The sequence below is a fragment of the Nocardiopsis listeri NBRC 13360 genome (assembly GCF_001570765.1).
GTDB classification, from domain to species: domain Bacteria; phylum Actinomycetota; class Actinomycetes; order Streptosporangiales; family Streptosporangiaceae; genus Nocardiopsis; species Nocardiopsis listeri.
The window spans coordinates 19,452-42,229 of record NZ_BCSH01000044.1; the positions used below are offsets into that span (position 1 = coordinate 19,452).

The following is a 22,778-nucleotide window of genomic DNA, read 5'->3' on the forward strand; positions in this document are numbered from 1 at the left end:
GTCAGACGTCGGGGATGAGCTTGCCGGGGTTGAGCACGCCCTCCGGGTCCAGCGCGGACTTCACCGCGCGGAGCACGTCGGCGCCGAGCGGGCCCAACTCGTCCGTCATCCAGGGCCGGTGGTCGGTGCCCACCGCGTGGTGGTGGGTGATGGTGCCGCCGTTGGTGACGATCGCGTCCGAGGCCGCGCGCTTGGCCTGGGCCCAGCGCGCCGACGGGTCCTCGCCGGCGCCCGTGGCCACCGTGAAGTACAGGGACGCCCCGGTCGGGTAGGTGTGCGAGACGTGGCACAGCACCACCACGCCGCTCACGTCGTCGTCCAGCGCGCCCGTCAGGGCGTCCAGCACGGCCCGGTAGAGCGTCTCCAGGTCGCTCCAGGTCGCCGCGGTCTCCAGGGTCTCGGCGAGGATGCCCGCGGACAGCAGGGAGTCGCGCAGGTACGGGGCGGTGAACCGGGTCTCGCGCCAGTGCGCCACCGGGTCCGACCCCAAGGGGGTGCCACCGGCCGCCACCATGACCTCGCGCACGGCGGCCGCGCGCGCCCTCACGTCGGAGTCGGTGCCCTCGAAGCCCAACACCGCCTGGCAGCCGGGCGTGGCCTCACGGCCGCCCAGGGCGGCGTTCACGAACGTCTCGGTCTCGTCGGACAGGCGCGCCATCGTGGGGCGCACGTCCGACTGGGCGAGCGTGCGCAGTGCCGCCACACCGGTCGTGTAATCGGGGAAGGACCAGGCCTCGTCCAAGACGCGCTCGGGTCGGGGCCGCACGCGCACGGCGACCTCCGTGATCACGCCCAGGGTGCCCTCCGAACCCACCATGAGCCGACGCAGGTCGGGGCCGGCGGCGGAGGCGGGCGGCCCGCCCAACTCCAGGGTGCCGCGCGGTGTGGCCACCCGCATGCCCACGACCATGTCCTCGAATCGGCCGTAACCGGAGGAGGCCTGGCCGCTGGAGCGGGTCGCGGCGTACCCGCCGATGGTGGCGTACTCGTAGCTCTGTGGCATGTGTCCCAGGGTCAGGCCGTGTTCGGCCAGCATCGCCTCGGCGTGCGGGGTGCGCACACCGGCACCCAGCACGGCGGTCAGGGAGGTGGTGTCCAGGGACACCAACCGGTCGAGCCGTCGCAGGTCCAGGGAGACGACCGTCCGGAAGTCACCGCGGATCGGGGTGAGGCCGCCGACCACGCTGGTGCCACCGCCGAAGGGGACCACCGCCACACGCTCGGCCGAGCACAGCGCCAGGAGTCGTTCCACCTGTTCGTGGTCGGCGGGCGACAGCACCGCGTCGGGCGCGAGGTCGGTCCGACCGGAACGGCGGGCGAGCAGGTCGGGCGTGCTCTTGCCGCCGCTGCGACGCAGTCGGGTGGGGCCGTCGGTCCGCACGTGTTCGGCACCGACGACCTCGGCGAACGCGTCACGGAGACGTTCGTCCAGGCGGGTCGGGGGCAGGACGACGTCCGCCTCCGCGACCGGGGACATGTCCTCGGGGCGGGTGCGCAGGACCTGGGTGATGAGGTCGCGCGTTCCGGGGTCCAACCGGGTGGCCCGTTCGGGGTCGCCCCAGGCGAACCAGCTCATCTCAGGTGCGGTGTCTGTGCTCCCGGCGGCGTCGGTCGTTCCGGCGGGGGAGTCTTGCGCATCGTGGGTCATGCTCTACAGTTTTACACATGGCGTCAAAACGTAACGTAGAGGACGAGATCCTGGACGCGGCCCGCGCCTGCGTCGAGTCGTTCGGTGTACGACGCACCACCCTGACCGACGTGGCCCGCCGCGCCGGGGTCAGTCGACCCACCGTGTACCGTCGCTGGCCCGACGTCACCGCACTCGTCGCGGACCTGCTCACCCGCGAACTCCGCCGCATCCTCATCGCAGAGGAGATGGCGGCCGGGAACGAGGACTCCGAGGAGAGCGTCCGCTCGGGCCTGGTGCGACACGCCACCGGCGTCGCCCGGGCGATGCTCGCCCACCCCCTCGTCGGTCGGATCATCGACACCGAACCCGAACTCCTGGCCACCTACACCTTCCACCGGCTCGGTAGTAGCCACAAAGCCGCCCTCGAACTGGTCGCACCCGCCATCGCGGACGGCCAGGACGATGGCTCCATCCGGGACGGCGACCCCGCGGTCCTGGCCCACCTGGTCATGGTGACCGTGCAGAACACCGTCACCTCCCATCGCCTGTTCGCCGAGGTCCTCGACATCGACGGGCTGGTCGCCGAACTGTCCGCCCTGTTGGACGGCTACCTGCGACCCCGAGAACGGAAGGAAGGCCCATGAGCCGGTCCACATCCCTGAACGCGACCCGCCGCACCACCGACCTCGCCGACCTGGAGGCCCGTCCCGACGTGGACCTACTGGTGGTCGGCGGAGGCGTCACCGGAGCAGGAGTGGCCCTGGACGCCGCTTCCCGGGGACTGTCCACGGTCCTCGTCGAACGCGAGGACCTCGCATTCGGTACCAGCAGGTGGAGTTCCAAACTCGTCCACGGCGGTCTGCGCTACCTCGCCAAGGGGCAGGTCGGCATCGCCTACGAGAGCGCCCGCGAACGCGACGTCCTCATGCGCGTCACCGCGCCCCACCTGGTCCGTTCCCTGCCGATGGTGATCCCGGTGCACCGGGACACAGGCCTGGCCCGGACCTTCGCCGTCCGCGCCGGAATGGGCGGCGGAGACCTGCTGCGCGTGCTCTCCGGCACTCCCTCCTCCGTCCTGCCCGGCCCCCGGGTGCTCAACGCCCGCCAGACCCGTCGCCTGCTCCCCGCGGTCGACCCCGACGGTCTGCTCGGCGGGATCGTCTCCTTCGACGGCCAGCTCGTCGACGACGCACGGTTGGTGATCGCGATCGCGCGCACCGCCGCGGGCGAGGGCGCCCGTGTCATCACTCGCTGCTCCGCCGAGAGCATCACCGCCGACGGCGTCGTCCTGCGCGACGAGACCGACGGGCGGCTCATCCCGGTGCGTCCGCGTGCGGTCGTCAACGCCACCGGCGTGCACGCCGACGACCTCGACCCGCGGATCCGACTGAGCCCCAGCCGCGGCACCCACCTGGTCCTGGACGGCGCGGTGATGGGCGGCCCCCGTGCCGCGTTGACCGTGCCGTTGCCCGGCAGCGTCAGCCGGTTCGTGTTCGCGCTGCCCCAACCCGACGGTCGGATCTACGCCGGGCTCACAGACGAACCCCTCGAGGGCCCCGTCCCCCGGGTGCCAGAGGTGCCCGATTCGGACGTGGACTTCCTCCTCGACCAGTTCAACCGGGCCCTGTCCACCAAGCTGACGCGGGACGACGTCATCGGCTCGTTCGCCGGGCTGCGTCCGCTGCTGCACGGGGACGGCTCCAGCGCGGAACTGTCCCGTGAGCACCTGGTTTCGGTGGCGCCCAACGGTTCCGTCACCGTGGCCGGAGGTAAACTCACCACCTACCGGGCGATGGCGGAGGAGGCCGTGGACGCGGCCGTCGCCGAACACCGGATCCAGGCGGGCCCCTGCCGCACCCGGGAACTGCCGCTGGTGGGCGCGGCCTCCCACGAGGAGCTCGACGACCTCGACGCCCCGCGACACCTGGTCTCCCGGTACGGAACGGAGGCACCGGCCGTGGTGGCCGAGGCGAAGGGCGATCCCGGACTGCTGGTTCCGGTGGCCTGCGGGGTCACCCCGGCCGAACTGCGGTTCGGGGTGCGCCACGAGGGGGCCATGGACGAGGCCGACCTGTTGGAGCGGCGCACCCGTATCGCCCTGGTGGACGACGACCGTGCTCGTGCCGAGGCCGCGGCCAAGGAGGCCCTGCTTTCGGTGGGGTAGGGGAGCGAGGGACGAACCGGCCGAAGCCGTCGCGGTGGCCCGATGGGGCCGAGGAATTCGGGGACTCACCACACCGGGGGCCTCTGGTCCGCGACGATGTGATCGCGTATGGTCATACCGGTTCGAGCCCCCTCCCCCCTCGAAGCCTCCGCGACCACCCCCGCTATGGTGCGCACGCCCGTTGAGCCGTCCCGCCCTAGGAGTCATTCATGCCCACGCTCGTCGCCGTGCCGACCCCCACCGACACCGAGGAAGACGTCTTCGCGGGGGTCCCGGACGAGTACCGGCACTACTTCAACGGTCGGGTACCGGTACCGTTCACCAAACGCCACTGGGAGTTCGCCGGCGAGCCGGTGAGCGTGCCCCTGGTCAGGGCCTTCCTGGAGACCTGCGCCGCCGGCCGCGACTCCGACTACCGGTACGTGCTCACCCTGTTGGGCGCGGAGCTGGCCACCAACGCGATCCGGCACAGCCGGTCCGGTGAGCCGGACGAGACCTTCGTGATCCGAGTGGATCGGGGTCCGAACGGGATGACCGTGACCTGTCGCGACAACGGGATGCCCACCAGCGCGGTGGAGGGCCAGGGCGGGCTGCTGATCGCCGCCTCGCCGGAGGACCGGCTCACCGCGGAGGACGGTCGCGGGCTGGCCCTGATCGACAGCTTCGCCACCACCTGGGGCGACAACGGCCACCCGAGCATTCGCAAGGTGTGGTTCCACCTGGCCTACGACCTCACGGGAAGTTCCTGGCCCGCGGCCTGAACCCGCGGAGGGGCCGTCCCCGAAGGCCTCGCCGCCGAGCTCGCACGACCCTTGCCAGGGCACGTGACCCATGCCACTACTCCTACCTGCGGTTGGTTTGTGGCGTGCGGCGCGTCCCGGTGCCCCCGCGCTCCGACGGCTCGGCCGCGTCGCCGTCCCATCCCCCAAGGGGTCCCTCATGGACTCGTCCCTCACCTGTGTTCGAGGTAGGCCAGAACCGCGCGCACCCGCCGGTGGCCGCTGTCCGTCGGGGCCAACCCGAGCTTGGCGAAGATGTTGCCGATGTGCTTGTGCACGGCGTTGGGGGTCACGAACAACAGCTCGGCGATCTCGCCGTTGCCGCGCCCCTCCGCCATCAGGGCCAGTACCTCCAGCTCCCGCGAGGTCAGCGACTCCAGGGTGTCCCCGGTGCGCCGGGTGAGCAGCTGGCGCACCACCTCCGGGTCCATCACGGTCCCGCCCTCGACCACCCGGTCCAGGGCCTCGACGAACTCGCTCACCCGCCCCACCCGGTCCTTGAGCAGGTAGCCCACCCCGCCGCGACCGTCGGAGAGCAGCTCACCGGCGTAGTCCTGTTCCACGTACTGCGACAGCACCAGGACCGGCAGACCCGGGTATTCGGCTCGCGCGGCGATGGCGGCGTGGACGCCCTCGTCGCGAAAGCCCGGTGGAAGCCGCACGTCCACGATCGCGAGATCGGGAGAGTGCTCCCGCAGCGCGGCGGCGAAGCCCTCCGCGTCCTCGGCCACCGCCACCACCTCGTGGCCGCGTGTGCCCAGCAGCAGCTTCAGTCCTTCGGACAGCAGTACGTTGTCCTCGACGATCACGATCCGCACGGCAGCTCCGCCCCGATCACGGTGGGACCGCCCAGGGGGCCGTCCACGGTCACACGTCCGTCCAACGCGGCGACCCTGCGCCGCAGCCCGCTCACCCCGCTGCCGGCGGTCTCGTCGACCCCACCGCGGCCATCGTCGCGCACCTCCACCCGGAGCAGGCCGGACTCCCTGGCCAGCCGGATCGAGATCGACGTCGGTGCGCCGTGCCGCACCGCGTTGGCGACCGCTTCGGTGACCACGTAGTAGGCGGCGGTCTCCACGGCCACCGGAAGCTCACCGGGGTCGGTCACGTCCAGGCGCACCGGAACGGAGGTGCGCGCCGCCAGGGCGGTCAACGCCCCCGGGAGTCCACGGTCGGCGAGGATCGGCGGATACACGTGCCGGATCACCTCCCGCAGCTCCGCCATCGCCTCCTCGGTGCCTTCGTGGGCCCGTTCCAGCAGGGTCGCGACGGCGGGATCGGACACCGCCTCCCTGGCCACGCCCAACTGCATGGCGATGGCCACGAGCCGGGCCTGGGTGCCGTCGTGCAGGTCGCGTTCGATGCGGCGCAGTTCGGCCCCGTGGGTGTCCACCACGTCCGCGCGGGTGCGGTTCAGCCGGTCCACCCGCTCCGTCAGCACCTCGGTCTCGGAGGGAGCCAGCATCCGCAGGCACAGCCGGGCGTGCGCCCGGGCCAGTGGCGGGACCACCCACCGGGCGAGCACCACGAACAGGATCGTCTGCCCGACCACCGTGGCCGACGCGATCGCCCACCCGTCGACGCGGTACCAGTACATGGTCGATTCCACGCCGGCGGGAAAGGCCCACCACAGCAGGGCCTGGCACGTGTTGAGCACCAGACCGGGCAGGAGCAGACCCACCAGCCCGCTCCCCAGACTCACCAGGGTGAACACGGGTACCCACACCAGGACGCGCCTGACGACGGGGTCGCGCAGTGTCACCCGCAACCCCCCGGAGGCGGGCGTCGACAGGACGGGGACCTCCTCGCCGAGCAGACGGGCGGCACGGTGGCGATGCAGGTCGGCCCACCTGACGAGGAAGCCCGCCCAAGGAGGGAGCAGCAACAACCCGAGCCCGGCCACGGCGATCAGCGTCACCACCACCAGGCTCAGCGGCATCAGGACCAGACCCGCCAGACCGGCCGCCCCGCTCAGTAACAGGTACCCGCACGCTCTGAGCGGCCCCCGCCACACGTCCCTCATCTTCGGCTCCTCGCCGCTCGACTCCGCCGTTGCCACCGACAGTCTGGCGGCAGACCGAGTGGCCGGTCACTACAGCCCGCCACCCGATCCGGAGGGTGGTGGCGGCCACCGGGCCGGGGACCGGTCAGTCGTTGTCGTCGTCGGTGGTCAGGGAGTCCACGGCGACGGCGACGCTGATCACCAGTGCCGGGTCCCCCGCGACGTCACGGCGGTGGGTGTTGACGTCGATCGCGTAGGTGTCCCGAAGGCGGAACCACTTGCGGGAGACCACGGCGACGGTGCCCTCCTTGTCGCTGATGGAGTACTCCTTGTCCAGGAAGCTCCCCACGACCTCCCAGTCCGGGGCACCCTCGACCTCGACGTTGAGCTTGTCGCGGATGGGGTTGAACAGGCGCTTGCGGACGGTCGCCACGGTCTTGCCGTCGTGTTCGATCCGCATCTGGTCCCGAACCTTGAAGAGCTTCTTGCGGATCACCATGAGCTCGTTGCCCTGGGGGTCCTTGAGCTCGAAGGTGGTGCGGATCTTCAGGGCCTTGCCGTCGACCCAGAAAACCTTGTTCCCCTCCTCGTCCGTCACCCAGAAATCATCACCGATGTCGAAAACGCGTTCACGTACCAGAAACTTCATGCGATGACGTTATTGCACCGTGCCCCCGCCGACCAGACGCGCAGGTCGATGGCCCGACGGGTGACCGAAGAGGGCCCATTGGCGGGGATCGGCGTCACTTGTCACCGGTGATCTGTAATGTCACTAGCGTGTTCGGAATCGGACGACCGGAACCGTGAGGAACCACGTGCACACCTCCTGGCATACCCAGCCCATGGCCGCCTTCGACATCGAGAGCACCGGCCTGGACGTCGAGAACGAGCGGATCGTCACCGCCGCCCTGTGGCGGATCGATCCCGCGCGCGGCACCAAGGAGGTCACCGCCTGGCTCGCCGACCCGGGGATCGAGATCCCAGCGGAGGCCGCCGAGATCCACGGCATCACCACCGAACGGGCTCGGGTCGAGGGCCGCCCGGCCGCGGAGGTGGTCACCGAGATCGCCGCCGCTATGGAGGCCGTCGTCGCCGAGGGCCTGCCCCTGGTGGTCTACAACGCCCCCTACGACCTCACCCTGCTCGACCGCGAGATCGCCCGCCACCGGCCACCCCTGGCCGCGCCGCCGCTGGTGGTGGACCCACTGGTGCTGGACAAACGGGTCGACACCTTCCGACGGGGTTCGCGCAAGCTCGTCGACGTGTGCGCCCACTACCAGGTTCCCCTCGCCCAGGAGGAGGCCCATGGGGCCGCCGCCGACGCCTTGGCCGCGGCCCGTCTGGCCTGGCAGATCGCCGCCAGGTACCCGGAGATCGCGGAGCTGTCCGTCGACGACCTGCACTCCTCCCAGATCAAATGGAAGGCCGAGCAGGCCGCGAGCTTCCAGGAGTACCTGCGTCGCCGCAACCCCGACGCCGTCGTCGACGGCGCCTGGCCCCTCACCCCCGTTCCCTGACCGAGCCCGGCCGACCTAAGGCCGTTCGCGGTAGTCGGCCGGGGTCGGGCCCCTCTCACCGGCGACGTGGGTCTCGGCGCCGGTGACCCGGTCGGTGTTGTGCGCCGCCACCGCCCGCCAGCCGTCGACCTCGCGCCGAACGACGAAGGTGAAGACCCCGGACCGGCGGCCCGCGACCTCGCCCTCCAGGTCCGTCTGACCGGTGATCGACCATCGACAGTGCACCACCGCGGCGTCCTCGCCCAGCTCGCGCACCCGTACGCCGGACACGCGCAGGGTCGAACCGGGGAAGATCACCCGCAGGCCGTAGTCGTGGGCGCGGTGGATGCTCTCGCGGTCGCGCCACCACAGACCGACCACGTTGACGAAGTCCGCGTCCGGCACGAACAGGTCCGCGATGCCCTCCGCGTCCCCTCGGTTCCAGGCCCGGGCGAAACCCGCCGGAACGTCCTCGGGCCGCTCAAGACCGACCGCCATGTCATTCCCTTCGTGCTTTGGAACGGCGACGTCCCCGAAGCGCGAAAACGAAAAAGGGAACACCGTCGTGGTGTTCCCTCTCGAGTCGTGCCCCCTGCAGGATTCGAACCTGCGCAACCGGCTCCGGAGGCCGGTGCTCTATCCCCTGAGCTAAGGGGGCGCCGTTGCGAGGACAACTCTAGCAGGGGTTGAGGGAGGTTCGTCCATTCGTTTCGAGGCGTGGTCCGAATGCTCCGATCCGGTGGTGTGGCCGCGTTCGGCGGAGGTAGTGTCACGATCGTGAACGCCCTTCCCGTACGGGTTCTCGTCGTCGAGGACGATGAAGTGATCCGTGAACTCATCCGCCTCAACCTCGAACTGGAGGGGTTCGAGGTGTTCACCGCAATGGACGGACAGGACTGCCTGGACCAGGTCGGTCACGTCCGACCCGCCGTCATCACCATGGACGTGATGATGCCCCGTCTCGACGGCTGGAGCACCGTCGAACGCCTACGGGCCGACGGCTACGACCGACGCATCGTCATGGTGACCGCCCGCGCCCAGGCGGACGATCGCAGGCGGGGCGAGCGGATCGGCGTCGACGACTACATCACCAAGCCCTTCGACCCCGACGAGCTCGTCGACCTCATCCGTGCCCTGCACGGGGACGGCGACGACGGCATGGGGGGAATCGCGTGACCCCACGCGCCCTGGAGGCCGTGGTGCGCCGTGCCGCGCTGCGCGCCTTCGACCTGGACGAAACCGACATCCCGTTCGTGTGGCCGCGCGCGGACCAGGCCGCGGGTTCGGCCGACGCCTCCGTGGCCCTGGCCCCGCGCCTGGCGAGTCGGGTGCGCGACCGGCTTTCCGAGGGCCGTGACGACACCTACCGCCTCACCGTTTGCGCTCGCATCGCCGAGCAGGTCGAATCCCTGTCCGACGACGAAGGTCCCGAGGCCGGATTCGTCGAGGTCCTGGGCGACGAACGCGGCTTCGTCAACATCACCTTCACCTGCCGCCAACGCCAGAGCCTGCTGCGGGCGGCGGCCGACGGCCCCCGCTTCCTCACCGGACGTTCCTGGACCGGGGTGGGGGAGTGGCCTCGCACCGAACTGCGCGAGGCCGGCCCCGTGGCGCAGGCGCGACGCTTCGCCCGTGCCGACGCCCGCTCCCGCATCGCCATGGCCGTGGGGGCGGAGGACCCACCACCCGCACCGGTCGGCGAGGTGTCCTGGCGTGACCACTACCTGGACACCGACCGCACCGACCTGTACACACCCGCCGGCCGCACCCTGGGACGCATCGGCGAGGACAGCGCCCGGGTGGCGTTCTGTCGCTCGATGCCCGACAGACCCAGGGAGAACGAGTCCACCGGCAAAGACCTGCCGGTGCTGCCCTCGGCCGAACACCCCGGGGCCTGGGCCCGCCTCACCGACGCCAACCCGGCCTTCCGACTGCGCTACGCCCACGCGCACGCTCTGACCAGCCTGAGGTGGGCTCGCGACACCGGGCTCGCGGCGGCCGAATGCCTGCATGACGCCAACGCCAAGGTGCGCGCGCTGCTCTTCGACGGCCCCGGTGTCCTGGACACCGCCGCGCGCCGAGAGGAACCCCATATCCTGGTCAGATACCTGGAAGCGTTGACCAGTGCCTACGATGAGTGGCGGACGGGTTCCACCGTCGGTGCCGGCGGGGACGAACCCACGCGGGCCGCACTGGACCCGGCCCTGCCCGCGGCCGTCGCCGGTGTGCTCCACACCGGACTCTTCCTGCTCGGGGTGTCGGCGCCCACAAGGCTGTAGACACTTCGTCCGCCGCGGGTCACGGGGGAGGTCCCAACCCCTGTGTTCCGATCTTCTTGATGGACAATGGGCAGGGTCCCCCCTGAACAGCAATACGAAGGTCCAGCCGAAAGACCCGCCATGAGCCGCTATGCCCACCCCGCAGGATCCCGTCACGCGGAGATCCTGCCGGAGGACAACCCACCGCTGCCGCCCGAGGACCTCAACTCCCTCGACGAACGCGTGTGGCCCGCCACCTCGCGCCGTCTGGACGGAGAACTGACCATCGGTGGCATCGGCGTGCGCGCCCTCGCCGCCGAGTACGGGACGCCGCTCTTCGTCATGGACGAGGAGGACTTCCGTTCCCGTGCCCGCGACTACTCCACCGCCTTCACCGACGCCGACGTGTACTACGCCGGCAAGGCCCTGTTGACCAAGGCCGTCGCCCGTTGGGTGATCGAGGAGGGGCTCAAGCTCGACGTGTGCTCCGGCGGTGAGCTGGCAGTGGCCCTGGCCGCCGGCGTCCCCACCGACCGCGTCGCCATGCACGGCAACAACAAGTCGGTGGCCGAGTTGCGTCGCGCCGTCGAGGTCGGCGTCGGCCGGGTCATCGTCGACTCCCTCGACGAGATCGATCGTTTGGCGGGCGTCGCCGCCGAGCTCGGCGCCCACCCCAAGGTCCTGATCCGCGTCACCACCGGCGTGGAGGCGCACACCCACGAGTTCGTGGCCACCGCCCACGACGACCAGAAGTTCGGGTTCGCGCTCAGCACCGGCGCCGCCGCCGAGGCGGTCCGTCGGGTCCTGGCCGCCGACCACCTGGAACTGGTCGGGCTGCACTCGCACATCGGTTCGCAGATCTTCGACACCTCCGGGTTCGAGGTCGCGGCCCGACGCGTCACCCGGTTCCTCACCCGGATCCACGAGGAACTCGACGTCACCCTCGCCGAACTCGACCTCGGTGGCGGACTGGGCATCGCCTACACCTCCGACGACGACCCCCTCGACCCCAAGACCATCGCCGAGAGCCTCACCGCGATCGTGCGCCGCGAGTGCGCCGAGGCGGACCTGCCCATGCCGCGTATCGCTGTCGAGCCCGGCCGTGCCATCGCGGGTCCCGCCGGCGTCACCCTCTACGAGGTCGGCACCATCAAGGACGTGGAGGGCATCCGTACCTACGTGAGCGTGGACGGTGGGATGAGTGACAACATCCGCACCGCCCTGTACGGGTCGGAGTACACCGGCCGGTTGGTCTCTCGCGAGAGCGACGCCGAGGCCATGCTCTCCCGTCTGGTCGGCAAGCACTGCGAGAGCGGTGACATCATCGTGCACGACCTGTACCTGCCGGCCGACCTGCGGCCGGGCGACCTGGTGGCGGTCGCCGCCACCGGCGCTTACTGCTACTCCATGGCGAGCAACTACAACCACCTGCCCCGCCCCGCCATGGTGGCGGTGCGGGACGCGAACGCACGGGTCATCGTGCGAAGGGAGAGCGAGGAGGACCTCCTCCGCCTCGACGTAGGCTGAAACGTTCGTCACACGGGCGTCGACCGACGTCCGAAGGGGTCGGACACGAGAGAAGTGGGAGTCACGCCCAAATGGCGATGAAGGTGGCGCTGCTCGGATGCGGCGTTGTGGGTTCGGAAGTCGTCCGCCTGATCAACGAACAGTCCGAGGAACTGGCCGCGCGGATCGGCACGCCGATCGAGATCGGCGGGATCGCGGTACGCAGGCTCGACCGCGACCGCGGGGTCGATCCGGCGCTGCTGACCACCGACGCCACGGCGCTGGTCACCCGCCCGGACATCGACGTCGTGGTGGAGGTGATCGGCGGGATCGAGCCGGCCCGTTCACTGATCCTCTCGGCGATCAAGTCCGGCAAGTCCGTGGTGACCGCGAACAAGGCGCTGCTGGCCGAGGACGGGCAGACCCTGCACGCCGCGGCCCGCGAGGCCGGGGTCGACCTGTACTACGAGGCGTCCGTGGCCGGTGCCATCCCGCTGCTGCGTCCGCTGCGCGACTCCCTGGCCGGTGACAAGGTCGACCGGGTCCTGGGGATCGTCAACGGCACGACCAACTACGTGCTGGATCGCATGGACTCGGCCGGGTCGTCCTTCACCGAGGCCTTGGCGGAAGCACAGAGCCTGGGCTACGCCGAGGCCGACCCGACCGCCGACGTGGAGGGCTTCGACGCCGCCGCCAAGGCCGCCATCCTGGCCCGACTGGCCTTCCACACCCAGCGCGTCACCGCCGCCGACGTACACCGCGAGGGCATCACGGGGGTCTCCGCCGGCGACATCGCCAGTGCCCGGGACATGGGGTGCGTGGTCAAGCTCCTGGCGATCTGCCAGCGCTCCGAGGACGGCGAGTCCGTGGGCGTACGCGTCCACCCGGTCATGCTGCCGCTGGAGCACCCGCTGGCGAGCGTCAAGGAGGCCTACAACGCGGTGTTCGTGGAGGCCGAGTCGGCCGGTCGGCTGATGTTCTACGGCGCCGGGGCGGGAGGAACCCCCACCGCCGGCGCGGTCCTGGGCGACATCGTGGGCGTGACCCGCAACCGGATGGCCCGCACGTCCGTGGCCGAGGGCGGGCACGACACCGGCCTGCCGGTGCACGACATGGGCCGCACCATCACCAGCTACCACGTGGCGCTGGACGTGGCCGACCGGCCGGGCGTGCTCTCCCAGGTCGCCGAGGTCTTCGCCGACCACGGTGTCTCCATCCGGAACGTGCGACAGGAGGGCAGCGGGGACGACGCCCAGCTCGTGCTGGTCAGCCACCCCGCGCCCGACTCCGCGCTCAGCAACACGGTCGAACGGCTCAGCTCGCACCCGATGGTCCGTGAGGTGGCCAGCGTGATGCGCGTGGAGAACTTCCAGGACTGATCGAGGGCCGGGGGTCGCTCGGCGGAAAGCGACCCCCGGTGTCCGGATACTGAGATCACAGTGCCGCGATGCAAGACCTCGCAGGCCGGGTCGTACACTCGTCACCAGGGGGGACGTTCCGCCGCGGCGACACCTCCGCCTCCGTCTTCTCTACGGAGACGACTTTCCCGCGCGTCCGCCGAGGACGCGCGTCAAGCGAACAGCAACCACCCGAAAGGGACACCGTCGTGAGCATGGCACGGGCCTGGCGAGGCCTCGTCGAGGAATACCGCGACCGCCTCCCCGTCAACGAGAACACCCCGGTCGTCACCCTCCAGGAGGGCAACACTCCGCTGTTGCCCGCCACGCACGTGTCCGAGCTCACGGGCTGTGAGGTCTTCCTCAAGGTCGAGGGTCTCAACCCCACCGGCTCCTTCAAGGACCGTGGCATGACCATGGCGATCTCCAAGGCGGCCGAGGACGGCGCCAAGGCCGTCATCTGTGCTTCCACCGGCAACACCAGCGCCAGCGCCGCCGCCTACGCCATCCGCGCCGGCATGGCCTGCGCCGTCCTGGTGCCCCAGGGCAAGATCGCCATGGGCAAGCTCGCTCAAGCCCTCGTACACGGTGCCCGTCTGCTCCAGGTCGACGGCAACTTCGACGACTGCCTGGAACTCGCCCGCAAGCTCAGCGTCGACTACCCGGTCGCCCTGGTGAACTCGGTCAACCCCTACCGTCTCCAGGGGCAGAAGACCGCCGCCTTCGAGATCGTCGACGCCCTCGGTGATGCCCCCGACGTCCACTGCATCCCCGTCGGCAACGCCGGCAACATCACCGCCTACTGGATGGGCTACACCGAGTACGCCAAGGACGGGGTGTCCACCAGGTCCCCCCGCATGCTCGGCTTCCAGGCCAGCGGCTCCGCACCCATCGTCGACGGTGCGCCCGTGACCAACCCCAGCACCATCGCCACCGCCATCCGCATCGGCAACCCGGCCTCTTGGAAGCTCGCCGAACAGGCGCGCGACGAGTCCGGTGGCGCCATCGACAAGGTCACCGACCGTCAGATCATGGCCGCCTACAAGCTCCTCGCATCCCAAGAGGGCGTCTTCGTCGAGCTCGCCTCGGCCGCGAGCGTCGCCGGTCTCATGCAGGCCGTCGAGGCCGGAGAGGTCCCCAAGGGCAGCCGCGTGGTGTGCACCGTCACCGGCAACGGCCTCAAGGACCCCGACTGGGCCCTGGCCGGAGCCTCCTCCGCCATCACCGTCCCCGTCGACGCCCAGGCCGCCGCCCAGGCCCTGGATCTTGTTTGATTCGTGCCTCCGCCAGAACTTCGGCCCACCCGTCGCCCGCCACCACCCTCAACGGACGGCCTGACGGCCGACGGTCCTCCTTCTTTCGGGCGCCCACCAAGTCAGGAATGGGTTCAAGGAAACACAGCGGCACCTTCGGTGTGATAGCGAAAAGCGTGCCATCGCACCTGCGGTGCCCCCCGGGTTTCCCGACAACAGGGCCTGACGGCGCCCGAACCACAACCCCCATGGCCAGGCCTCGGAGAACCCGCAGGGAGAATAAGTGACCTCACCACGTCCGCGCCGGGTGTCCGTGGACGCCCCGGCCACCAGCGCCAACCTCGGGCCCGGGTTCGACAGTCTCGGGTTGGCCGTCCGGTTGTACAACCGCTTCGACGTCTCCCTGCGGGAGGACGACGAGCTCCACGTCTTCGCCGCGGGGGAGGGCTGTCGAGAGGTGCCGCTCGACCGGCGTCACCTCGTCTTCAGGGCCATGGCCGAGGCCTTCGACCGGGTCGGGGAGAAACTCCCCGGTCTGGACCTTCGCTGCGAGAACGACATTCCGCACGCGCGCGGACTCGGTTCGTCCTCCTCGGCGATCGTCGGCGGGGTCGCGGCGGCGGCGGCGCTGCTCGGCCGGACCGGGCCCGACGGCGGCCCGGACCGCGACTGGATCTACCAGATCGCCGCGGACATGGAGGGTCACCCCGACAACGTGGCCCCCTGCGTCTTCGGGGGCTACACGGTGGCCTATCGCGACGACGACACCTGGGGCGTCGCCCGGCTCACCCCGGACGAACGGATCCTTCCGGTGCTGTGCGTGCCGGGATGGAAGCTGTCCACCGAACGCGCCCGCGGACTGTTGCCGGAGACGGTGCCCCACGCCGACGCCGCCTTCAACGCAGGACGCGCCGCGTTGATGACCGCGGCCGTATGTGGCCAACCGGAATCCTTGTTCTCGGCCACCCGGGACCGGCTGCACGAGTCCTACCGCTCACCCGCCATGCCGCGCACCCTCTCCCTCATCGAAGACCTGCGAGAACACGAGAAACTCGCCGCGGTCGTCTCCGGTGCGGGCCCCACGGCTCTGGTGCTGTGCACGGCCGCCGAGGGGCGCGCCGAGGTGAATTCGCCGGAAATCGCCCGACAGATTGATTCGATCGCCCGGTGGGCGGGTAATGATTGGGACATACGCCCCCTGCACGTTGAGCCGGCGGGGGTGCGGACCCCATCTCCCCATCCGTAGCATCTGTGTCGAGGAATAGCCGTGGCCTCAGGTGATGTTAGGCTTGGTGAAGCACCAGATGCCCCGTCACGGGGCGTGTGCTCATCCGCCACAGCGGCTTCCGCATCCCATACTCCGGCGGTCCGATCTCACGATCAGTCGGAAGCGGCGGCCAACGTGTCGAGTCAGCGGTCTCCCCGCGACTGTGCCCACGTCTTCGAAGTCCGCTCCTCCTCGGATGAGCGTGCCACGACGGTTGACGGGCATCACCTCCGAGCCACCCGCCCTGACGTCTGGCTGTACCCAGAGCCCGCCGCGATCGGGTAGGGGACCGACAACGCCGGTTTCCGACATCCACGTGGGGCACGCCCTACCCGGCCCCTGCCGGTTCGCACCATCGGGCCGGCCGATCAAGCACAACGCTGACGGCCGAAGCCCGCTCCTTGGGAAGGACCCTTAGTGAGCGACACCACCGAACTCCGAACGGACGCGGCGGTCGACAGCAAGAACGGCGCCGACGCCTCCACGGAGGCCGGCGAAGCCGCGCCAACGGGCGCGTCGAGGTCGCGTGCGGCCTCGCGCGGCACCGGTCTCGCCGCCCAGAAGCTCCCCGAGCTCCAAAAGCTCGCGTCGAGCATGGGCATCACCGGTACGGGGCGCATGCGCAAAAGCGACGTGATCGCTGCGATCGAAGCCAAGCAGGGCGGCCCCGTGGCCCCGGTCAAAACGAAGTCGGTAAAGAAGTCCGACGCCGCCCCTGAGGCCGGTAAGGTCGAAGGGACCGACGACCGGACCGAACCCGCCTCGTCCACCTCGTCGGGTTCCGACGAGGTGGGGAACAAGGGTTCGGGCGATCGGTCATCGGACCAGGCCGTGACCGAGTCCCAGGGTGGGAGGGGTGACAAGCCCTCCCGCAACCGCCGCTCGTCCCGCAAACGCGGTGACGAATCCGGTGACCAGCCCCGTTCGGTGGACGGCACCGACTCCTCAACCTCCGCGAGCAGCGTGACCAAGACATCCAGCACCCCCCAGAAGAACGGCCCCGACTCCGAGGACCGTGACACCAGGTCCGGGCAGGGTCGCGAACGCCAGCGCAACCGTCGCAACCGCAACCGTGGCGGTGACGACCAGAACACCAACAACACCGACCGTCAGCAGGGCGGCGGCGACGGCCAGAACCAGGGTCGCAGTAGCAGCGGTAACAGCAACAGCAATAGCAACAGCGGCAACGACGACGACTTCGGTGGCGGGCGCCGGCGCGGTCGGCGTCGGGACCGGCGGGATCGTCGGGGGCGCAGCAGCGGTCCGGAGACCGAACCGGTCATCGGTGAGGACGACGTCCTGCTGCCGGTCGCGGGCATCCTGGACATCCTGGACAACTACGCCTTCGTTCGTACCACCGGCTACCTGCCCGGTCAGAGCGACGTGTACGTGTCCCTGGCCCAGGTCCGCAAGTACGGCCTGCGCAAGGGCGACCACATCATCGGTGCGGTCCGTCAGCCCCGAGACGGTGAGCGACGCGAGAAGTTCAACGCCCTGGTGCGGCTGGACTCGGTCAACAACATGTCCTCGGACCAGGCCAAGGGGCGCCAGGAGTTCTCCAAGCTCGTCCCGCTCTACCCGCAGGAGCGTCTGCGGTTGGAGACCGAGCCGAACGTGCTGACCACGCGGATCATCGACCTGGTCGCCCCGATCGGCAAGGGTCAGCGCGGCCTGATCGTCTCTCCGCCCAAGGCCGGTAAGACGATGGTGATGCAGGCGATCGCCAACGCCATCACCGAGAACAACCCGGAGTGCTACCTGATGGTGATCCTCGTGGACGAACGTCCCGAGGAGGTCACCGACATGCAGCGCACGGTCAAGGGCGAGGTCATCCACTCGACCTTCGACCGTCCGGCCGAGGATCACACGGTCGTCGCGGACCTGGCGATCGAGCGCGCCAAGCGCCTCGTGGAGATGGGCATGGACGTGGTCGTCCTGCTCGACTCCATCACCCGCCTGGGCCGCGCCTACAACCTGGCCGCTCCCGCCAGCGGACGCATCATGTCCGGTGGTGTGGACTCCACCGCCCTGTACCCGCCGAAGAGGTTCTTCGGTGCGGCCCGCAACATCGAGGGCGGCGGTTCGCTGACCATCCTGGCCACCGCGTTGGTCGAGACGGGTTCGCGCGCCGACGAGGTGATCTTCGAGGAGTTCAAGGGCACCGGCAACATGGAGCTCAAGCTCAACCGGTCCCTGGCGGACAAGCGGATCTTCCCGGCCGTGGACGTGGACGCCTCCAGCACCCGTAAGGAGGAGATCCTGATGTCGCCCGAGGAGCTGAACGTCGTGTGGAAGCTCCGCCGGGTGCTGCACGCCCTGGACACGCAACAGGCGATCGAGCTGCTCCTGGACAAGATGAAGGAGTCCAAGAGCAACGCCGAGTTCCTCATGCAGATCCAAAAGACCACGGTGGGGCCCGAGCGCTCGTAACCGAACGGCAGGCCCCTTCCCCGGGTTCGGGGAGGGGGCCTTTCGTGTGTCCGGAGGCGGTCGATCGGGTTCTTTCGAAATCCGGAACCCGAATATCACTACTGTGTCTCAGATCATACAAGGGGGATGGTGGGAGCGCACCGGCGGATCTAGTGTCGCGCCAGCCGAGTGCACACCCCGTATCAGGGAGCCGTCTGGAATGGACAACCTCGCCCTGCTCAGCCTCCTCGCGCTCACCCCGATCCTCGTGGTCGGCGTCCTGCTCGTCGGGTTCCGCCTCCCCGCCATGTACGCGATGCCCGCCGGGTACGTGGTCGTGGTCGGCATCGCGGTCCTGTTCTGGCGGACCGACTGGATGGCCGTCGCGGCCTCCACCATCCAAGGCCTGATCCTCGCCGCAGGCCTGCTCTACATCATCTTCGGCGCGCTTCTCCTGCTCTCCACTCTCACCAAGAGCGGCGCCGTGGCCACCATCCGGGCCACCTTCACCGACATCAGCCCCGACCGACGTATCCAAGCGGTGATCATCGGGTGGCTGTTCGGCAGCTTCATCGAGGGCGCCTCCGGGTTCGGCACCCCCGCCGCCGTGGTCGCGCCCCTCATGCTCGCCCTCGGCTTCCCCGCCATGGCCGCCGTCATGGTGGGGCTGGTGATCCAGAGCACGCCGGTCAGCTTCGGCGCGGTCGGCACCCCGATCCTCGTCGGGGTCGCCGGTGGCCTGGACGGCTCGGAGCAGGTGGCCGAACGCGCCTCCGTCCTCGGCCTCACCCTGCCCGAGTTCGTCAGCGAGATCGGCCTTCAGACCGTGCTCCTGCACGCCGTGGCCGGAACCCTCGTCCCCCTCTTCATCTGTTGCATGCTCTGCGGCTTCTACGGGGAGAACCGGCGTTTCTCCGACGGCTTCGGCGTGTGGAGGTTCGCCCTGTTCAGCGCCTTCGCCATGACGATCCCGTCGATCCTGTACAACTACTTCCTCGGGGTCGAGTTCACCAGTCTCCTGGGTGGCCTCACCGGTCTGGTCATCGTCGTCCTCACCGCCCGTAAGGGCTTCCTGATGCCGAAGAGGATCTGGGACTTCCCACCGCGGCAGGACTGGCTCGCCCGCTGGACCGGCCGGATCGAGTCCGGCAGCGGGGACGAGGTCGTCGGTCGCCGCATGGGTCTGCTCCAGGCCTGGGCCCCCTACCTGATGGTCGCCGCCATCCTGGTGGGCAGCCGCACGATCGCTCCCGTCCAGGAATGGTTGTCCGGCGTCACCATCGGCTCCGACGACATCCTCGACACCTCCATCGCCCAGGCCGTCGAACCCCTCTACTCACCCGGGGCGACCTTCATCCTGGTCTGCCTCATCACCTACGGACTGCACCGCATGAAGGGCGCGGAGATCATCGCCTCCTGGAAGATGGCGGGTTCCCAGCTCGCGGGGGCGGCCGTCGCCCTGCTGTTCGCCGTGCCGCTGGTCCGGGTCTTCATCAACACCGGAGCGGACTTCGGGGGCACCACCCTGGAAAGCATGCCGTTGACCCTGGCGGCCGGCGCCGCGGAGCCAGGCGGCACCGCCTGGCCCCTCTACGCCCCGTGGATCGGCGCACTCGGCGCCTTCGTCGCCGGCTCCAACACCGTCTCCAACCTGATGTTCTCCCTCTTCCAGTTCTCCACCGCCGAACAGATCGGGGTCCCGCCGGAGACCGTCGTGGCCACCCAGGCCGTCGGAGGCGCGGCCGGGAACATGATCACGGTGCACAACATCGTGGCCGCCTCCGCGGTGGTCGGCCTGGTCGGTCGTGAGGGAGACCTCATCCGCCAGACGATCATCCCGCTGACCTACTACGTGGTCCTGGCCGGATCGGTGAGCCATGTGTTCATCCACGGTCTCGGAGTGAACGCGGGCACGATCGTGCTGGCCCTGCTCCTGGCCGTCCTGGTCCTGCTACTGCGACGGGCCGACGCGAGCAAACCACCGTCCGGCACGATGCGCGACGCCGAGTCCTCGAAGGGGGACCGGGAATAGGTACTGGTCCCGGCATGGTTGTCGATCTGGCAAACTGGTAGTGAGGGTAGGTTCGTCCTCCTGTCACCGGGAGAGCACGCCACCCGACCACCTGGATCGCCGCGGCACCGGTTCGCGCATGGTTTCGACACGGCCCCCACCTGTGAGGTGGGTGCCGTGGTCATGCGTCCGGCGGTCGCGCACTAGCAAGGAGAACACATGCAGGCCGACATCCACCCGGAGTACGTGGCCACCGAGGTGACCTGCACCTGCGGCGCCCACTTCGTCACCCGTAGCACCCTGCCCGAGGGCAAGCTGCGCGCCGACGTGTGCTCCGAGTGCCACCCCTTCTACACCGGCAAGCAGAAGATCCTGGACACCGGTGGTCGGGTCGCCCGCTTCGAGAAGCGCTTCGGCAAGCGCAAGTAGCGCTGCCCTTCGGCCCGGTGGCACCGCCCTGTTCGCGGGGCGCGCCACCGGACCGGTCGCAGCCCCCTCATCCGGGGGAACAGCCAGGGCGGACGAGAAGACGGGAATGGGATAGTGAAGCTGGACGACCTACTCGGGGAGTACTACGAGCTGGAACAGCGGCTCGCCGACCCCGAGGTGCACGCGAACCCGGCCGAGGCGCGCAGGCTGGGCAAGCGCTACTCCCAGCTCACCCCGATCATCGAGGCCTACCGGCAGCTCAAGGCGGTCGAGAACGACATCGAGGCCGCCCGCGAGCTGGCCGCCGAGGACTCCTCCTTCGCCGAGGAGGCCGACCGGCTGACCGAGGAGGCCGAGCAGCTCACCGAGCGCCTGAGCTTCCTCCTCATCCCGCGTGACCCCGCCGACGACAAGAACCTCATCATGGAGGTCAAGGCCGGTGAGGGCGGCGACGAGTCCGCCCTGTTCGCCGGCGACCTGGTCCGTATGTACCTGCGCTACGCCGAACGGCAGGGATTCAAGACCGAGGTCATCGACGCCACCCACTCGGACCTGGGCGGTTACAAGGACATCACCATCGCCTTCAAGAACAAGGGCAACCCCGAGCCCGGCTCGGGCGTGTGGCCCATGCTCAAGTTCGAGGGCGGTGTCCACCGGGTGCAGCGCGTGCCCGTCACCGAGTCCCAGGGGCGTATCCACACCTCCGCCGCCGGTGTCCTGGTCGTGCCCGAGGCCGAGGAGATCGAGATCGAGATCCACGAGAAGGATCTTCGCGTCGACGTCTACCGTTCCTCCGGCCCCGGCGGGCAGAGCGTCAACACCACCGACTCCGCGGTGCGCATCACCCACCTGCCGACCGGCATCGTCGCCTCCTGCCAGAACGAGAAGAGCCAGCTCCAGAACAAGGAGCAGGCCCTGCGTATCCTGCGCGCCCGCATCTACGCCGAGGCCCAGGCCAGCGCGGACGCCGAGGCCAGCGCCGAACGCAAGAGCCAGGTCCGTACCGTCGACCGCTCCGAGCGCGTGCGCACCTACAATTTCCCGGAGAACCGCATCTCCGACCACCGGGTCGGTTACAAGGCCTACAACCTCGACCAGGTCCTCGACGGGGAACTGGGCGGGGTCATCAAGGCCCTGGTGGACGCGGACACCAAGGAGAGGCTCGAAGCCGCCCAATCATCATGAACTTCCTACTCGATGAGGTCGCCCGCGCCACGCTCCGGCTGGCCGAGGCGGGCGTGGCCTCACCCCGCACCGACGCCGAGGAACTCGCGGCGTTCGTGCATGGTGTCCGTCGAGGGGAACTGCACTCGGTCGCCGACGCCGACTTCGACGCCCGTTACTGGGAGTGCGTCTCCCGTAGAGAGGCCCGCGAACCCCTCCAGCACATCACCGGACGCGCCTACTTCCGCTACCTCGAACTCCAGGTCGGGCCCGGTGTCTTCGTGCCCCGCCCCGAGACCGAGATCATGGTGGACTGGGCGATCGAGACGCTGCGGTCCATGGACGTGGCCGACCCACTGGTCGTGGACCTGGGCTCCGGTTCCGGGGCCATCGCCATCTCCATCGCCCAGGAGGTACCGCGTTCACGGGTGCACACGGTCGAGATCGATCCCGAGGCGCTGCGCTGGACCCGCCGCAACGTGGAGTCCAGCGGGCACGCCGATCGGGTGAGAGCCCACGAGGGTGACATGCGTACCGCCCTGCCCGAGCTCGACGGCGGGGTGGACCTGCTCATCAGCAACCCGCCCTACGTCCCGACCCGGGAGGCGCACGTCATCCCGCCGGAGGTACGCGACTACGACCCGGCCCCGGCGTTGTGGTCGGGCGAGGACGGTCTGGACATGATCCGCGACCTGGAGGCGGTCGGCCGTAGGCTGTTGCGTCCGGGCGGGGCCATGGCCATCGAACACCATGACGGTCAGGGCATCGACATTCCCCGGCTGTTCCCAGAGGACAAGGGCTGGCGTGACGTCCTCAACCATAAGGACATGGCAAGGCGCGACCGCTTCGTGGTCATGCGCCGAGCCGACGAGGACGATTAGGATCTGTTCCGTGAACCACGGAGGGTTGCCGTTCGGGCGCCGTCAGGCCCTGTTCTTCGAAAACCCGGGGAGGTGCCGTAGGTGGGATTGCGAGGAACGAGCCATCACACCGTAGGTACCGCTGTGTTTCCT

Annotated in this window: 20 protein-coding genes and 1 tRNA gene; 15 read left to right on the plus strand and 6 right to left on the minus strand. The window is 69.6% G+C overall.

Annotated elements, in window-relative coordinates:
- Position 1: 1 nt before the first annotated feature.
- Entirely contained in the window at positions 2 to 1,648 is a 1,647-nt protein-coding gene (locus NLI01S_RS14535) for an FAD-binding oxidoreductase (protein ID WP_067604651.1), read from the minus strand.
- A 17-nt stretch (positions 1,649 to 1,665) separates the two neighbouring features.
- On the opposite strand from NLI01S_RS14535, the gene NLI01S_RS14540 reads away from it, so the two are divergent.
- The 3 genes from NLI01S_RS14540 to NLI01S_RS14550 all read left to right on the plus strand — a co-directional run bounded on the left by NLI01S_RS14540 (position 1,666) and on the right by NLI01S_RS14550 (position 4,555).
- Positions 1,666 to 2,274, plus strand: coding sequence for a TetR/AcrR family transcriptional regulator (locus NLI01S_RS14540; RefSeq protein ID WP_067604652.1), 609 nt, complete (start codon positions 1,666 to 1,668; stop codon positions 2,272 to 2,274).
- On the plus strand, positions 2,271 to 3,794 hold the full coding sequence (locus tag NLI01S_RS14545; protein WP_067604653.1) for a glycerol-3-phosphate dehydrogenase/oxidase: 1,524 nt from the start codon (positions 2,271 to 2,273) through the stop codon (positions 3,792 to 3,794). Before NLI01S_RS14540 ends, NLI01S_RS14545 begins: the two co-directional genes overlap by 4 nt.
- 209 nt (positions 3,795 to 4,003) lie before the next feature.
- Positions 4,004 to 4,555: an ATP-binding protein gene (locus NLI01S_RS14550; RefSeq protein ID WP_067604654.1), complete on the plus strand. Its 552-nt coding sequence runs from the start codon at positions 4,004 to 4,006 to the stop codon at positions 4,553 to 4,555.
- A gap of 191 nt (positions 4,556 to 4,746) precedes the next feature.
- On the opposite strand, the gene NLI01S_RS14555 is transcribed toward NLI01S_RS14550, so the two are convergent.
- The 3 genes from NLI01S_RS14555 to NLI01S_RS14565 all read right to left on the minus strand — a co-directional run bounded on the left by NLI01S_RS14555 (position 4,747) and on the right by NLI01S_RS14565 (position 7,224).
- The gene (locus NLI01S_RS14555) at positions 4,747 to 5,391 is read right to left on the minus strand and encodes a response regulator (RefSeq protein ID WP_067604655.1); all 645 of its coding nucleotides are present in this window, start codon (positions 5,389 to 5,391) and stop codon (positions 4,747 to 4,749) included.
- A complete protein-coding gene (locus NLI01S_RS14560; protein ID WP_067604657.1) occupies positions 5,379 to 6,596 on the minus strand; it encodes a sensor histidine kinase in 1,218 nt (405 codons plus the stop codon). Before NLI01S_RS14560 ends, NLI01S_RS14555 begins: the two co-directional genes overlap by 13 nt.
- A gap of 124 nt (positions 6,597 to 6,720) precedes the next feature.
- Entirely contained in the window at positions 6,721 to 7,224 is a 504-nt protein-coding gene (locus NLI01S_RS14565) for an LURP-one-related/scramblase family protein (protein WP_067604659.1), read from the minus strand.
- 166 nt (positions 7,225 to 7,390) lie between these two features.
- On the opposite strand from NLI01S_RS14565, the gene NLI01S_RS14570 reads away from it, so the two are divergent.
- Positions 7,391 to 8,092, plus strand: a complete 702-nt coding sequence (locus NLI01S_RS14570; protein ID WP_084392599.1) for an exonuclease domain-containing protein — start codon at positions 7,391 to 7,393, stop codon at positions 8,090 to 8,092.
- A gap of 15 nt (positions 8,093 to 8,107) precedes the next feature.
- On the opposite strand, the gene NLI01S_RS14575 is transcribed toward NLI01S_RS14570, so the two are convergent.
- Together NLI01S_RS14575 and NLI01S_RS14580 are read right to left on the minus strand one after the other, a co-directional pair.
- Positions 8,108 to 8,569 carry an SgcJ/EcaC family oxidoreductase gene (locus NLI01S_RS14575; protein ID WP_067604664.1) on the minus strand — a complete coding sequence of 154 codons (462 nt, stop codon included), beginning with the start codon at positions 8,567 to 8,569 and terminating at the stop codon, positions 8,108 to 8,110.
- A gap of 88 nt (positions 8,570 to 8,657) precedes the next feature.
- Positions 8,658 to 8,729: transfer RNA gene (locus NLI01S_RS14580), tRNA-Arg, on the minus strand.
- Between the two features lie 119 nt (positions 8,730 to 8,848).
- Between NLI01S_RS14580 and NLI01S_RS14585 the strand changes: the two genes are divergently transcribed.
- From NLI01S_RS14585 to prmC, 11 genes are all read left to right on the plus strand, one after another.
- Positions 8,849 to 9,247, plus strand: coding sequence for a response regulator transcription factor (locus NLI01S_RS14585; protein ID WP_067604746.1), 399 nt, complete (start codon positions 8,849 to 8,851; stop codon positions 9,245 to 9,247).
- The gene (locus tag NLI01S_RS14590) at positions 9,244 to 10,350 is read left to right on the plus strand and encodes a DALR anticodon-binding domain-containing protein (RefSeq protein WP_067604665.1); all 1,107 of its coding nucleotides are present in this window, start codon (positions 9,244 to 9,246) and stop codon (positions 10,348 to 10,350) included. The genes NLI01S_RS14585 and NLI01S_RS14590 overlap by 4 nt, the downstream gene beginning before the upstream one ends.
- Before the next feature lie 120 nt (positions 10,351 to 10,470).
- On the plus strand, positions 10,471 to 11,856 hold the full coding sequence (gene lysA, locus NLI01S_RS14595) for a diaminopimelate decarboxylase (protein ID WP_067604667.1): 1,386 nt from the start codon (positions 10,471 to 10,473) through the stop codon (positions 11,854 to 11,856).
- A 71-nt stretch (positions 11,857 to 11,927) separates the two neighbouring features.
- Positions 11,928 to 13,214, plus strand: coding sequence for a homoserine dehydrogenase (locus NLI01S_RS14600; protein WP_067604670.1), 1,287 nt, complete (start codon positions 11,928 to 11,930; stop codon positions 13,212 to 13,214).
- A gap of 233 nt (positions 13,215 to 13,447) precedes the next feature.
- Complete coding sequence (gene thrC, locus NLI01S_RS14605; RefSeq protein ID WP_190318473.1) at positions 13,448 to 14,506, plus strand: threonine synthase; 1,059 nt, start codon at positions 13,448 to 13,450, stop codon at positions 14,504 to 14,506.
- 286 nt (positions 14,507 to 14,792) lie between these two features.
- A complete protein-coding gene (gene thrB / locus NLI01S_RS14610; RefSeq protein WP_067604674.1) occupies positions 14,793 to 15,731 on the plus strand; it encodes a homoserine kinase in 939 nt (312 codons plus the stop codon).
- A gap of 438 nt (positions 15,732 to 16,169) precedes the next feature.
- Positions 16,170 to 18,182 (plus strand): transcription termination factor Rho, encoded by a 2,013-nt coding sequence (rho, locus tag NLI01S_RS14615; protein WP_067604675.1) that lies wholly within the window; start codon positions 16,170 to 16,172, stop codon positions 18,180 to 18,182.
- A 199-nt stretch (positions 18,183 to 18,381) separates the two neighbouring features.
- Entirely contained in the window at positions 18,382 to 20,193 is a 1,812-nt protein-coding gene (locus NLI01S_RS14620; protein WP_067604676.1) for an L-lactate permease, read from the plus strand.
- Between the two features lie 198 nt (positions 20,194 to 20,391).
- Complete coding sequence (gene rpmE / locus NLI01S_RS14625) at positions 20,392 to 20,601, plus strand: 50S ribosomal protein L31 (RefSeq protein WP_067604677.1); 210 nt, start codon at positions 20,392 to 20,394, stop codon at positions 20,599 to 20,601.
- Positions 20,602 to 20,715: 114 nt separating this feature from the next.
- Positions 20,716 to 21,786, plus strand: a complete 1,071-nt coding sequence (gene prfA, locus NLI01S_RS14630; protein ID WP_067604679.1) for a peptide chain release factor 1 — start codon at positions 20,716 to 20,718, stop codon at positions 21,784 to 21,786.
- Positions 21,783 to 22,646, plus strand: a complete 864-nt coding sequence (prmC, locus tag NLI01S_RS14635; RefSeq protein WP_067604681.1) for a peptide chain release factor N(5)-glutamine methyltransferase — start codon at positions 21,783 to 21,785, stop codon at positions 22,644 to 22,646. The genes prfA and prmC overlap by 4 nt, the downstream gene beginning before the upstream one ends.
- Positions 22,647 to 22,778: the final 132 nt, after the last annotated feature.